The sequence below is a fragment of the Pilimelia terevasa genome, assembly GCF_014647915.1.
GTDB classification, from domain to species: Bacteria; Actinomycetota; Actinomycetes; order Mycobacteriales; family Micromonosporaceae; genus Pilimelia; species Pilimelia terevasa.
In genome coordinates this window covers 206,336-218,910 of the sequence record NZ_BMQC01000008.1, presented here as the reverse complement: position 1 = coordinate 218,910, position 12,575 = coordinate 206,336, and the positions used below count along the sequence as shown (strand labels likewise).

Below are 12,575 nucleotides of genomic sequence, written 5' to 3'. Positions count from 1 at the left end.
AGCCTCAGGAACGCCTCTCGCCGTGGGTTGACCGCCCTGTTCTGGCTGGTGACGATGCCCGCCTGATGCGCCCACTTGTCGCAGGTGACGCGCGTGAACCCGAGCATGCGGGCCACCACCGACACATGCTGTGCCAAGTTTGTCGAAGTAGGCGGCGAAAGCTTTCGTCGGCTTACCGCCTCGAAGGCGGAAGCGCTGAACGACAAGGCCCAGAAACTTGAGGTCCGGAGCAGTGAAGAGGTAGTCCGCCGTTGCTAATACCTCTAACTGCGATGCTCGTCTAGCCCAGTCTATCCAACGAGGGATGACCCGCGACAAGGAGTCGATTGCCATCACAGAAAACACATCAGGGCTACAGGGTACGATGAAACTATCCGCCGTTGCCACAAGGTTCTGGTTCACCGCACCCAAACCTGGGCTCAGGTCAATAAGCACGAAGTCCGCATCGTAGGCTTCAGCCGTCAGATGAAACAGATGACTGAAACTTCCCGGTAGATTGCGCAGTCCTTGCAGCGACTCAGAGAGCTGCTGCGCAATACCGAGAGATGTCTCATCCTCTGCCAACGCGACGTGACCAGGAACGAGATATAGTCCTTCGCATTCGGGAACCGGGATGCAATCAATAGGCTCCAACGGTCGCGGCCTGGATTTAAAGGCGGGTTCCAGAGCTTCTTTAAGATTTCGGCCAGGCTGCTCTTTGTAGAATGCTTCTAGAGCGTCTTCTCCACTTAAGTCGAGAACCATCCCGGTCAGATTGCACTGAGGATCAGCATCCACGAGTATGACTCGGTGCCCACGCTCGGCCAGCATCCAACCTAAATTGAAGCAAGTCGTTGTTTTGCTGACCCCACCTTTATTGTTAAACAGGGCAATCTTGATGGCCACTAAATCCCCCGTCTTGACGCATGCAGGCACATGGCGCCATGGTACATGAACCCTGCGTGACCCCAAATTTTCGATACGTGACGCGCTTCACCCGGTCATCCGATGGGTGAAGCGGCCCCTCATGGGACGAAGCGACAGCGTAGAGGGGGTAGCGACCCGGGGTAGGTTCCTCGTGTGTCCGCAAGCGCTCGACCGGCACTGGCGCAGCGCGTCCCCTGATGGCAGGCTGGGCCACCTAAGTAAGCAGCGTCGCGAATGGATCGCGGTTGCTCGATGCCCGACGACTACCGAGCCTCGGTGTGGGCTCCATTCCGATCTTAATCGCCAGACACGACGACCGTCGTCCTCCGTCCTCCGCGCTATTAGCAACCGTATGACTCACCTGCTCCGCACGTGGCGCAGATGCAAGGAGAGTCTGGTGGACTCGACGGACGGGGCCGGACCGCAGCCCCAGAGGTGGAAAGCGTGTTGGGTTCATACCCTCACGAGTTCGAATCTCGTATCGTCCGCCAGCTTGACCAGGCAGAACACGGAAGGGCCGACCCCCACGGGGCCGGCCCTTCGACGTTTCCGCGGCGTCAGGTGCCGCCCCGCGTCGCGGGTGCGGCCGCCGTGTCGTTTCCGGATGGCAGCGGCGTAACCCGGCCGGCGGGCGGGTAGCCGGTCCCCCATGACCCACACCGCACCGGGCGGACCCGCCGATCCCGCCCACCGTCGCCCGCCCCACGTCGACGACGCCACGGTCGACGGCCTCGGCCACCTGTCCAAGGGGCTGGAGTTCATCGAGCGCGCCCGCGGCCACCTGTACGCCTTCCACCAGCTCACCGGCAGCGCCGACTTCGCGCTGGACGACGCCGTGGCGCTGCTGCGCAAGGCCGGCCACGGCCCGACCGCCGACCGGATCGCGCGGGAGCTGCGCGGCCGCAACGTCCTGGAGGGCCGCTGGACCTACCAGATCGTCGAGGAGTACGACGACGGCTACTACGCGGCCTGGCGGGAGCTGGAGCGCGCCGCCCGGGAGGAGCTGGCCGGCGGGGTCCGGCACCTGTACGAGGCGGAGTTGAAGCAGCGCCGCCGCACCCCTGGCGAACCCGGCCACGAGACGGCACCCGCCCCTCATCGGTAAGCAGGCCCGCCCCCTTCCCGGCCACGCCGGGCCATAGCCTCGCCAGACCGCTGCCTCGCCAGACCGCAGCGACGCCGGGCCGCGGCCGCGCCGGGGTCGTAGCCACGCCCGGCCGCGCGCTCGCCTGCCGCCTCCGACCGCTTCCGCACGCCTCCCGACGCTGCCGCGGCTCCCCGGTCCCGGCGTCCGTGCGCCTGTCGGCCATTCGGTGTGCGCTGCCGCCGTCCGACCGTGCCCGGCGGCCGTCCTGGCGAATCTCCCCATACCAGTACCAAAACCGCGATCACGGCGGCCGACGCGCCCAAATGCCCGGAAAAGCCAAGCTTGTGACTACGCGCCGCCCCCTCCCCGGCGCTCCGCCGAACGGAAGGTCCCGAGTTGTCGAACCTCCTCGCCCGCGCCCTGGTCCTCGCCGCCGCCGCCACCGCCCTCACCGGCGCGACGGCCGGCGCCGCACAGGCGGCGCCGGCCTCGTGCCCCGCCCGGGTGACGGTCCCCAACGTGAAGATCACCAGCACGGCGGTCAGGACGGTACCGATGAAGCTGACCCAGACCTGCCAGGCGTGGGCGGCCTTCTGGATCCTCCAGGACGGCGCCGGCCAGATCGACGAGACGCAGGGCACCTACGGCTCCCTGGGCGGCGGCCTGCTGACGTTCCCCGAGGACGTCATGTTCGAGCCGACCAAGCCGCTGACCGCGGGCGTCGCGCAGTCGCTGCGGATCCGGCACAACTCCGCGCTCGGCACCCAGACCCTGCTCGGCCTGAACGCCTGGGCACCCGGCGCCGGCGAGGACGCCTTCGAAGGCGTCAGCCTGCCGATCGCGCACACCCGGTTCCACGTCCGGGCCGGATCCGCGGCCGGCATCACCGCCAACCGCAAGGGCACCCGGGTCACCCTCGGCGGGAAGGTCACCCGATACACCCCGGCCGCCCGCAAGTTCACCGGCTGGCGCCAGGCGCGCGTCGTCATGCAGTGGCGGCCCACCAACACCAGCGCGTGGCGCAACCTCACCACCGTGCGGACCGGCGCCAACGGCGTCGTACCGACCCGGAGCTGGTCGTTCTCCAAGTCCGCGCTGTTCCGCTTCAGCGTCGACGCCACCGGTACCACCTGGGGCGACCTGAGCGCCCAGGTCCGCCGCTGACCCACCCCGACCCGGCGCCCGCGTCGTCACCCCCCCCTTGACGGCGCGGGCGCCGCCCACCAAGACGGCGACACCGGGCACCGGCCGCCGGGTACGGCTCAGAGCTGCTTCTTCATCTGGGCGCGGACCACGGCGTAGCCGAGGCTGTCGTACAACGCCCGGGCCACGGCGTTGTTGCCGAAGACCTGGAGGCCGATCGAGGCGGCGCCGCGCTCGCGGGCGACCCGCTCGGCGGCCTCCATCAGCGCCCGCCCGTACCCCTGCCCGCGCCGGCCGGGCACCACCTCGATGTCGCAGACGTGGAGGTACGGCCCGGTGGACTCCGGGGTCTGCCAGATCCACAACAGACCGACGACCTCGTCGTCGGCGTAGGCCGTCCACAGGTCGTGGCCGGGGGTGTCCAGGCCCTGGGGCAACAGGCTGCTGAAGTCGGTACCGGCCTTCTCCCGCGCCTCGGCCGGCGGCAGCACGCCCGCCGCGGCCAGCTCGTCGCCGTAGGCGAGCGAGGCGCGGGCGGCGTAGGCGTCGAACGCGGCGGGGGTCATCGGTTCCAGGCGCACGGTCATCGCCGCACCCTATCGACGCCGGGGCTCAGACGAGCGAACGCCCGGCGACAGCGTGGCGGTCACCGGGCGTCTGCCCTGTTCGGTGGCGGTGGTGAAGGGATTTGAACCCTTGGAGGGCTTGCACCCTCACACGCTTTCGAGGCGTGCTCCTTAGGCCGCTCGGACACACCACCGCCGAGTACGCTACCCGACCCCGCAGGCCCGCGGCGCGCTGGGGCGGGCGAAACCGGCGGCGCCTGGCAGGATCGCCGCATGAGTACCCACATCGGCGCCGCGCCCGGCGAGATCGCCCCCCGTGTCCTGCTCCCCGGCGACCCGCAGCGCGCCCGCTGGATCGCCGAGACGTACCTCGACGGCGCCCGGTGCTACTCGACCGTGCGGGGGATGCTCGGGTTCACGGGGACGTTCGGCGGTGAGCCGGTGTCGGTGCAGGGCACCGGGATGGGGATGCCGTCGGCGTCGATCTACTGCCACGAGCTGCTCGCCGAGTACGGGGTTCGCACGCTCATCCGGGTCGGGAGCTGCGGGGCGATCCGCGACGACCTGGCCGTGCGGGACCTCGTCGCCGCGAGCGCCGCCGCGACGGACTCGCAGATGAACCGGGTCCGCTTCGACGGCCTGGTGGACTTCGCGCCGGTGGCCGACTTCCCGCTGCTGCGGGCGGCGGTGGACGCGGCGGCGGCGCGGGAGGTGCCGGTGCGGGTGGGGCCGGTGTTCGCCTCGGACGCGTTCTACACGGACCGGCCGGACCTGTACGGGCGGCTGGCGGAGTACGGGGTGCTGGCCGTGGAGATGGAGTCGGCGGCGCTGTACACGGTGGCGGCGCGGTTCGGGGCGCGGGCGTTGACCCTGCTGACCGTCAGCGACCACCTGCCGCGCGGCGAGCACCTGTCGTCGGCGGACCGGGAGCGGACGTTCGGCGCGATGGCGGAGCTGGCGCTGGCCGCGGCGGTGGCGTGAGACTCCGCGGGCCGGGAAGCGTCGCGGCCGGCTGAGGCCCTCTCGCCGGCAGGGCGTGGCGGCCGGCAGGGCGTGGCAGCGGCCAAGCTCAGCCGGCGGCGGCGCGGCCGAAGAAGTCGCGCAGGAGGGCGGCGGAGTCCCCGGCGAGGACCTCCGGGTACACCTCGGGGCGGTGAGTGTGCCGGGGGTCGCGCAGCACGTCGTACAGCGAGCCGGCGGCGCCGGTCTTGGGCTCCCAGGCGCCGAACACCACGACGGCGACGCGGGCCTGGAGGATGGCGCCCGCGCACATCGTGCAGGGCTCCAGCGTGACGACCAGGGTGCAGCCGTCCAGGCGCCAGCCGCCGACCCGCGCGGCGGCGGCCCGCAGCGCGACGATCTCGGCGTGGGCGGTGGGGTCGCCACGGTGTTCGCGCTCGTTGCGGCCGGCTGCCAGCTCGGCGCCGTCCGGCCCGTACACGACGGCGCCGACCGGGACGTCGGCGCCGCCCGGCGGGCGGCCGGGAGGCGGCTGCGGGGTGCGGGTGCCGGGCACGACCGCGTCCCGCGCGCGGGGACCGGGCGGGGTGCCCGGTGCGGCCGCGTCCCGGACGGCGGGACCGGGCGGGGTGGCGGCGACCGCGAGCGCCCGGCGCATCCACTGTTCGTGGCGGCCGCGGCGGGTCGGCGGCGCGGTCACGCGTCGCGCAGCTCGTCCACCTCGTCGGCGCAGCCGATCGAGTGGCTCACCTGGGCGGTGACGTCCGCGGGGAGCATCCCCTCGTGGGCGCACAGCGCGAGGAGCTGGTGGGAGCTGACGCCCAGGTCGGTCAGGAGGTCGGCGTCGCCGACCGGGTCGACATCGGGTTCGACCGCGCGGGGGGCGTCCTCGTCGGCGGCCGGCGGCTCGGCCGCCTCGTCCAGGTCGAGGGCGGGGGCCTCGACGTCGCCGAGCAGGAGGGCGCCGAGGCGGGACTCCGCGGCGAAGACCGAGTCGGAGCCGAAGACGCGCAGGTCCTCGCCCTCGTCGAGGCGCATGATGACCAGGTACGCGTCGTCGGACTCGACGAACAGCACCGAGAGGTCGGCGTCGGGGTCCACGTCCCGCAGCCGGTCGGCCACGTCCTCGACGTCGGAGACGCCGGACAGGCTCAACTCGGCCGCCGACCACTTCTCCTTCCGGCGGACCGCCGCAGCAGCGAAGTACGACACCACACCCCCAAACCGATCGTCGCGGCAACCGCCCGCATCAACGACCGGGCGGATGGCTGATGACGGCCCCGTGCCCGGGCGCGTCACCCCCCGGAGGGTGACGCTAGTGGCTGGTGGGCGCGGCGCGGCGCGCAACGCCGGATAACCGGCCGGGTACGCCCGGCGGGGTCAGCCGACCAGCCGGCGGCGGACGGCGATGATCCCCTTGACCCGGGTGGCCCGGGCGCGTCGGGGGGCCGGCAGTTCGCGCCCGGCGCGGGCGCCCGCCAGTTCGGCGAGGAGCCTCAGCCGGCGGCGGTGGCGGTCAGGGTCGGGCCGCTCCAACGTCCATGCCATGTCTGGAGGGTGCCCACTGGCGCGGCCGGCCGTCAAGTCACGCCGCCGTACTCGTCCGGGTACGCACATTCAGCCGGGGGCGCGCCTCCCGGCTGTGACGAACGGGACACCCGGCGTGCGGGGCGGGGGCCGGGTGGCCGGATGGCGGCGGCCGCCCGGCCCCCCGGGCCGCCCTCAGGGGAACTGGGCGAACTTCTTGCGGGCGGCGCCGTTGATGGTGGTGAACGCCCCGCCCACGGCGAGGCGGTGCAGGCCGGCGTGGGTGGCGATGGTGTTGACGCCGACGATGCCGTTGCCGTGGGCGGTCCAGTTCGACAGCGTGCCGCCCTCGGAGAGCGCGCCGAGCTTCACCCGCGGGACGCTGCCGTCGAGGCAGGCGCCGTGGGCGGTGGCAACGCGGGAGGTCCGGCACACGTTGTCGAAGTGGCCGCCGAAGTAGACGACGCCGTCGTCGACGCCGACGGCCTGGGCGTTGCCGTCGGTGGTCAGGGTCCAGCGGCCGACGCCCGCGCGGGTGTACCCGACGATCCGGCCGCCGGGTCCCCCGTGCGCGGCGTACAGGCCCGCGGGGCCGAGGGCGAGCGCGTACGCGACGTACTTGGCCGTCGACCGGAAGCCGGTGTCGACGGCGCCGCTGCCGGCGTGCACCGCGGCGACCCGGGCGGTGGCGCCGGCGCCGCTCAGGTTGTGGAAGTCCCCGCCGACGTACACCCGGCCGTCGCCGAGGACCAGGCTGTACACGGAGGCGTCGGCGGTGGGCTTCCAGGTGGCGTCGACACTGCCGTCGGCGGGGTCGAGGGCGGCCAGGCGGGTCCGGGTGGCGCCGTTGATCGCGGTGAAGGTACCGCCGACGTACACCTTCCCCCAGCCGGCCACGAGGGCGAACGGCTGGCCCCAGACGGTCGGCCGGAAGCCGGGGGCGACGGCCCCGGTGCCGCCGTCGACCCGGGCGAGGCCGTCGCGGGCCACCCCGCCGAGGGTGGCGAACTCGCCGCCGACGAACAGGGTGCCGCCGGTGGCGGCGAGCGCCCGGACCCGGCCGTCGGCACCCGGGTTCCAGGGCCGCAGGGCACCGGTGGCGGCGTCGACGGCGGCGAGCCGGCCGCGGGCGTACGTGGTCGCGCCGACCTTGACCGAGGTGAAGTCGCCGCCGAGGTAGAGGGTGTCGCCGGCATAGACGCTGGCGTAGATGTCGCCGTTGAACTGCGGCGTCCCGGTCATCGGCGAGCTGGAGACGATCGCCGCGGCGGGGGCGGCGGGCAGCGCGCACAGCAGCGCGGTGCCCAGGGCGAGCGCCGGCCGGCGCAGCGGCGGGCGCGCGGGCGGGCGCGCGGGCAGGTTTGGCATCATCGCTGAAACCTAAATGCGGCAAATCTCGTTATCAGTACAAAACTCCAAAGTTTCGTGCGTTCGACCCGACCGCCGTACGCCAAATAAGCCGTTTACAGGGGCAAAAGAGTCATCCGGCAGACCGGGGTTCAGCCCTAGGGTGGAGGGATGCGGGATCCGATCGCCGACCTCCGCGAGATCGCCTTCCTCCTGGAGCGGGCCAACGAGGCCACGTACCGGGTCCGGGCCTTCCGCGGCGCCGCCGCCACGCTGGCCGCCCTCGCCCCCGACGACGTGGCCGCGCACGCCGCCGCCGGAACGCTGAGCACCCTCGCGGGCGTCGGCGACGTGACCGCCCGGTGCGTCGCCGAGTCGCTGGCCGGCGAGGAGCCCGTCTACCTGCGCCGGGCCCGGGCCACCGAGGGCATCCCCCTCGACGAGGCGGCCGCGGCGCTACGGGCGGCGCTGCGCGGCGACTGCCACCTGCACTCCGACTGGTCCGACGGCGGGTCGCCGATCGAGGAGATGGCGCTGGCGGCGGTGCACCTGGGCCACGAGTACCTGGTGCTCACCGACCACTCGCCCCGGCTCACGGTCGCCCGCGGCCTGACCGCCGACCGGCTGCGCCGGCAGCTCGACCACGTCGCCGCCCTGAACGAGGGCCTGCCCGACGGCTTCCGCGTGCTCACCGGCATCGAGGTCGACATCCTCGCCGACGGCAGCCTCGACCAGACCGACGAGCTACTCGCCCGGCTCGACGTCGTCGTCGGCTCGGTGCACAGCGGCCTGCGCGACCCCGCCGACCGGATGACCGCGCGGATGCTGGCCGCCGTCGCCAACCCGCACCTGGACATCCTCGGGCACTGCACGGGGCGCAAGGTGTCCGCCGCGGACGTGGGCGTCACGGGCGCGGGCGACCGCGGCCACCGGGCCGGCCGGACCCGGCCGCCGAGCGACTTCGACGCCGCCGCGGTGTTCGCGGCCTGCGCGGAGTACGACAAGGCGGTCGAGATCAACTGTCGGCCGGACCGGCTCGACCCGCCGAAGCGGCTGCTGCGCCTCGCGGTGGAGGCCGGCTGCCGGTTCAGCATCGACACCGACGCGCACGCCCCAGGGCAGTTGGACTGGCTGGGGTACGGGGTGCGGCGGGCGGTCGCCTGCGGGGTGCCCGCCGACCGCGTGGTCAACACCCTGCCGGCCGACGCGCTGCTGGCCTGGGCCGCCGGCCACGGCTGACCGCCCGCGCGGTGCCGGCTACCCGGGTACCGCGGCCGCGCGGCGGCGCGCCGTCACCATGCCCTGGGAGATCGCCACCCCGAGCAGGACCACCACGCCGCCGACCGGCTGGTTCCAGTCGATGTGCTCCCCGAGGACGAGCACGCCGAGCAGCGTGGCCACCACCGGCAGCAGGTAGGTGACCGAGGCGCCGGTACTCGCGCCCGCGACCGTGATGACGCGGAAGTGCAGGACGAACGCCAGCCCGGTACCCAGCGCGCCGAGCGCCAGCACGCTGGCGACGACCGGCAGCGACAGGTCGCCGGGCGCCGGGGGCGGCCCGGCGACGAACGGCGCCACGACGGCCAGCAGGACCGTCGCCGTGATCAGGTTGCCCGCCGGGACCGCCACGCTGCCGCCGGGCACGCCGGTCAGGTACCGGCGCTGGTACCCGATGATCACGCCGTAGCAGACGGCCGCGCCGAAGCACAGGAGCTGGCCGACCAGCGCACTGCCGCCGACGCCGCGCCAGACGCCCAGGACCAGCAGCACCCCCGCGAAGCCGAGCACCATGCCGACCAGGCGCCGGGCGGTCAGCCGCTCCGTCCGGTACACCAGCACCGCCAGCGGCAGGGCGACCAGCGGCGTCGTCGCGTTCCAGATGCCGGCCAGCACCGAGGAGACGTGCTGCTCGCCGTACCCGAACAGGGTGAACGGGATCGCCACCCCGAACACCCCGACGAAGGTCATGTGCCCCCACGTGCGCAGGTCCCGCGGCAGCCGGCCGCCGGTGGCCTTCAGCACGACCAGCACGGTCAGGGCGCCCGCCGCGACGCGGAACAGGGTGACGTACACCGGGTGCAGCTCCCGGATCGCCACCTCGATGAACAGGAAGCTCGCGCCCCAGATCAGCGCCAGCAGCAGGAAGCCGGGCAGCCACGCCCGAGGGCCGGCGGGCGCGTCGGGGCCGCCCGCGGCCGGGGCGGCAGGTACGCGAGGGGAGGCTGAGGTGTCAGGGGTGATGTGCCGTTTCACTCCTCACATAGTGCCTGACCTGCGGCGCGCTGTCACGCGGAATGCGCCCTGGCCGCAGCGCGACGGCTCCCGGCCCGGCGGACCCCGACCGCGGCCGCTTTCCCGTAGGGTCGCGGCGTGGGAGACATCGACGACATCGCCAACCGTTACGTCGACGAGTGGGCCGAGCTGGACCCGGTCGGTGCGACGTACTGCGGGCTGGCCGGCCACGACGACCGCCTCACCGACCTCAGCCGCGACGGCTTCGCCGCCCGCGCCGCGCACGCCCGCGACACCCTCGCGGCGCTCGCCGCCGCGACCCCGGCCACCGAGGCCGAGCGGGTGGCCGCCGACGCGATGACCGAGCGGCTGACCGTCGAGACGCTCCAGTTCGACGCCGGGCAGACCGCCAGCCAGATGAACGTCATCTCCAGCGGGCTGCACCACTCGCTGTCGGTGTTCGACCTGATGCCGACGCAGGGCGAGGAGGCCGTCGCGCACGTCGTGGCGCGGCTGCGCCAGCTCCCCGCCACGCTCGCCGCGTTCCAGTCGACGCTGCTGGCCGAGGCCGCCGACGGCCACGTCGCCGCCCGGCAGCAGATCCTGGAGGTGGCCCAGCAGTGCGCCACCTGGACCGACCCGTCCGCCGACGACGTGTTCCCCCGCCTGGCCCGCCGGCTGACCGCCGCCGGTGCCCTGCGCGCCGAACTGGACTCCGCCGCCGCCGACGCGACCAGCGCCACGGCGGCCTTCGGCCGCTTCCTGCGGGAGGAGCTGGCCCCGCGCGGGCGGGCCGACCAGGCGTGGGGCCGGGAGGCGTACGGCATCGCGTCGCAGTACTTCCTCGGCGCGCGCATCGACCTGGACGAGACGTACGCGTGGGGCTTCGCCGAACTCGCCCGGATCGAGGCGGAGATGCGGGTCGTCGCCGCCGAGCTGGCCGGGCCGGGCGCCAGCGTCGACGAGGCGGTCGCCGTCCTCGACGCCGACCCGGCCCGCACGGTCGAGGGCAAGGAGGCGTTCCGGGACTGGATGCAGACCGTCGCCGACAAGGCCGTCAGCGAGCTGGCCGGCACCCACTTCGACATCCCCGAGCAGGTCCGCCGGATCGAGTGCTGCCTCGCCCCGACCAGCGACGGCGCGATCTACTACACCGGCCCCAGCGAGGACTTCAGCCGCCCCGGCCGGATGTGGTGGGCGGTACCGCAGGGCGTGACCACCTTCTCCACCTGGCGTGAGGTCACCACCGTGTACCACGAGGGGGTGCCCGGCCACCACCTCCAGATCGGGCAGACGGCCGCCCGCGCCGGGGCGCTCAACCGCTGGCAGCGCAAGCTCGCCTGGTGCTCCGGCCACGGCGAGGGCTGGGCGCTGTACGCCGAGCGGCTGATGGAGGAGCTGGGCTACCTCGCCGACCCCGGGGACCGCCTGGGGATGCTCGACGGCCAGGCGTTCCGGGCCGCGCGGGTGATCGTGGACATCGGCGTCCACCTGGGGCTCAGGGTCCCGGCGGACAACCCGTTCGGCTTCGCCCCCGGCCAGCGCTGGACACCCGAACTGGCCTGGCGGTTCCTGCGCGCCCACTGCCGGCTCGCCGACGAGAACCTGCGCTTCGAGCTGAACCGGTACCTCGGCTGGGCCGGCCAGGCGCCGGCCTACAAGGTCGGCGAGCGGATCTGGCTGGCCGCCCGGGACGAGGTCAGGGCCCGCAAGGGCGCCGACTTCGACCTGCGCACGTTCCACCGCCAGGCCCTCGACCTGGGCTCCCTGGGCCTGGACCCGATGCGCCGCGCGATGGCCCGCCTGTAGCCGCGCCGGACGGCTGCCCCGCGAACCGGCGTCCGGTCACGGCGCCGCGCAGGCCAGGGCGGCGCGGTGCCGCCAGGCGAGGTGCAGGCAGCCCGCTCCGGCCGGCAGCATCCGGCCGGAGCGCAGCAGCGCCCGGACGACCGGCGCGGTGAAGGGCAGCGGCGAGGCCACCAGCGCGCCCTCCTCGTTGTCGGCCACGAGGTGGCGCGCCCAGTCGTCGAAGAACGCCGCGTCCCACACGGCGACCGTCATGATCTCCCCGAACAGCGACAGGGCGTCCAGGCCGACCCCGAGCAGCCACACCCGGACGCGGCCGTCCCGGTAGGCGGCGTCGAGCGCGGCGAACGGCGCCGCCCCGTAGTCGACCGGGCGCCCGTCGCCGCCGTGCTCCGCGGCGCCGAGGAGTTCCTCGCTGTACTCGCGCATGATGTTGCGCCACAGGTCGAAGTCCGCGGCGGCGGCGCCGGGCAGCGACGTCGACGGCTGGAAGATCCCCGACGGGATCACCTGGGTCGCGCCGCCGGACTGCGCCACCGCGCGCGGGTCGCGGCGGTGCAGCAGGAACGTCGCGCCCGTCCGGTCCCGCCGCACCGTCAAGGTGGACACGGCGGCCAGGACGGTGCGGCGCCCGAGCGCGAACGGGTCGCCGACCGCCCGCCGCAGCGGCAGGTCCCGCAGGCCCGGACCCGGGGCGCTGTCGAGGCCGGTCAGGGCGGACTCGTGCGCGAGCGCCTCCTGGACGTCCACGCCGTCGAAGTAGAGGCAGTCGGCGAACGCGAGCGTCCAGGGCCGGTCCGCCACGGCGGCCAGGCTCCAGCAGTGGCGGTTGGCGAACAACCGCGGCGGCGCCAGCTCTCGCACGGCCTGGGTGTAGCGGGCGTACCGGGTGGTGACCGTCCGCCAGGGCAGGACGTGGGCGGCGTCCGAACCGGTGCCGGTGGGTCCTCAGGGCGTCGGCGAATGCGCTCACATCTGCTCCCACCCGTGGGCTGTCGACT

At 73.6% G+C, this 12,575-nt stretch carries 12 protein-coding genes, 1 tRNA gene and 1 pseudogene; 5 read left to right on the top strand and 9 right to left on the bottom strand.

Annotation, left to right across the window (positions count from 1 at the left end):
* Window positions 1-885 (bottom strand): ParA family protein (locus IEY75_RS13670; protein ID WP_189114692.1); only part of this gene is annotated, 885 nt, incomplete at its 3' end.
* 670 nt (window positions 886-1,555) lie between these two features.
* On the opposite strand from IEY75_RS13670, the gene IEY75_RS13665 reads away from it, so the two are divergent.
* Together IEY75_RS13665 and IEY75_RS13660 are read left to right on the top strand one after the other, a co-directional pair.
* The gene (locus tag IEY75_RS13665; RefSeq protein WP_189114691.1) at window positions 1,556-2,011 is read left to right on the top strand and encodes a hypothetical protein; all 456 of its coding nucleotides are present in this window, start codon (window positions 1,556-1,558) and stop codon (window positions 2,009-2,011) included.
* Between the two features lie 378 nt (window positions 2,012-2,389).
* Window positions 2,390-3,157 carry a hypothetical protein gene (locus IEY75_RS13660; RefSeq protein ID WP_189114690.1) on the top strand — a complete coding sequence of 256 codons (768 nt, stop codon included), beginning with the start codon at window positions 2,390-2,392 and terminating at the stop codon, window positions 3,155-3,157.
* 98 nt (window positions 3,158-3,255) lie between these two features.
* On the opposite strand, the gene IEY75_RS13655 is transcribed toward IEY75_RS13660, so the two are convergent.
* Together IEY75_RS13655 and IEY75_RS13650 are read right to left on the bottom strand one after the other, a co-directional pair.
* Window positions 3,256-3,723: a GNAT family N-acetyltransferase gene (locus tag IEY75_RS13655; RefSeq protein ID WP_189114689.1), complete on the bottom strand. Its 468-nt coding sequence runs from the start codon at window positions 3,721-3,723 to the stop codon at window positions 3,256-3,258.
* A gap of 83 nt (window positions 3,724-3,806) precedes the next feature.
* A tRNA-Ser gene (locus IEY75_RS13650) sits at window positions 3,807-3,896 on the bottom strand.
* A 79-nt stretch (window positions 3,897-3,975) separates the two neighbouring features.
* Here IEY75_RS13650 and deoD point away from each other — a divergent pair.
* A complete protein-coding gene (deoD, locus tag IEY75_RS13645; RefSeq protein ID WP_189114688.1) occupies window positions 3,976-4,683 on the top strand; it encodes a purine-nucleoside phosphorylase in 708 nt (235 codons plus the stop codon).
* An 88-nt stretch (window positions 4,684-4,771) separates the two neighbouring features.
* On the opposite strand, the gene IEY75_RS13640 is transcribed toward deoD, so the two are convergent.
* The 4 genes from IEY75_RS13640 to IEY75_RS13625 all read right to left on the bottom strand — a co-directional run bounded on the left by IEY75_RS13640 (window position 4,772) and on the right by IEY75_RS13625 (window position 7,560).
* Window positions 4,772-5,320: a nucleoside deaminase gene (locus tag IEY75_RS13640; protein ID WP_189114716.1), complete on the bottom strand. Its 549-nt coding sequence runs from the start codon at window positions 5,318-5,320 to the stop codon at window positions 4,772-4,774.
* A 38-nt stretch (window positions 5,321-5,358) separates the two neighbouring features.
* A complete protein-coding gene (locus IEY75_RS13635) occupies window positions 5,359-5,874 on the bottom strand; it encodes a tRNA adenosine deaminase-associated protein (RefSeq protein WP_189114687.1) in 516 nt (171 codons plus the stop codon).
* Between the two features lie 168 nt (window positions 5,875-6,042).
* Window positions 6,043-6,210 (bottom strand): hypothetical protein, encoded by a 168-nt coding sequence (locus IEY75_RS13630; RefSeq protein WP_189114686.1) that lies wholly within the window; start codon window positions 6,208-6,210, stop codon window positions 6,043-6,045.
* Window positions 6,211-6,384: 174 nt separating this feature from the next.
* On the bottom strand, window positions 6,385-7,560 hold the full coding sequence (locus IEY75_RS13625; RefSeq protein ID WP_189114685.1) for an NHL repeat-containing protein: 1,176 nt from the start codon (window positions 7,558-7,560) through the stop codon (window positions 6,385-6,387).
* Between the two features lie 147 nt (window positions 7,561-7,707).
* Between IEY75_RS13625 and IEY75_RS13620 the strand changes: the two genes are divergently transcribed.
* Complete coding sequence (locus IEY75_RS13620) at window positions 7,708-8,775, top strand: PHP domain-containing protein (RefSeq protein WP_189114684.1); 1,068 nt, start codon at window positions 7,708-7,710, stop codon at window positions 8,773-8,775.
* On the opposite strand, the pseudogene IEY75_RS13615 reads toward IEY75_RS13620, so the two are convergent.
* Window positions 8,658-9,690 (bottom strand): annotated as a pseudogene (locus IEY75_RS13615) (DMT family transporter); the annotation flags it as partial. The gene IEY75_RS13620 and the pseudogene IEY75_RS13615 overlap by 118 nt on opposite strands.
* A gap of 216 nt (window positions 9,691-9,906) precedes the next feature.
* On the opposite strand from IEY75_RS13615, the gene IEY75_RS13610 reads away from it, so the two are divergent.
* Entirely contained in the window at window positions 9,907-11,577 is a 1,671-nt protein-coding gene (locus tag IEY75_RS13610) for a DUF885 domain-containing protein (protein WP_189114683.1), read from the top strand.
* A 36-nt stretch (window positions 11,578-11,613) separates the two neighbouring features.
* On the opposite strand, the gene IEY75_RS13605 is transcribed toward IEY75_RS13610, so the two are convergent.
* On the bottom strand, window positions 11,614-12,438 hold the full coding sequence (locus tag IEY75_RS13605) for a hypothetical protein (protein ID WP_189114682.1): 825 nt from the start codon (window positions 12,436-12,438) through the stop codon (window positions 11,614-11,616).
* Between the last annotated feature and the right edge of the window lie 137 nt (window positions 12,439-12,575).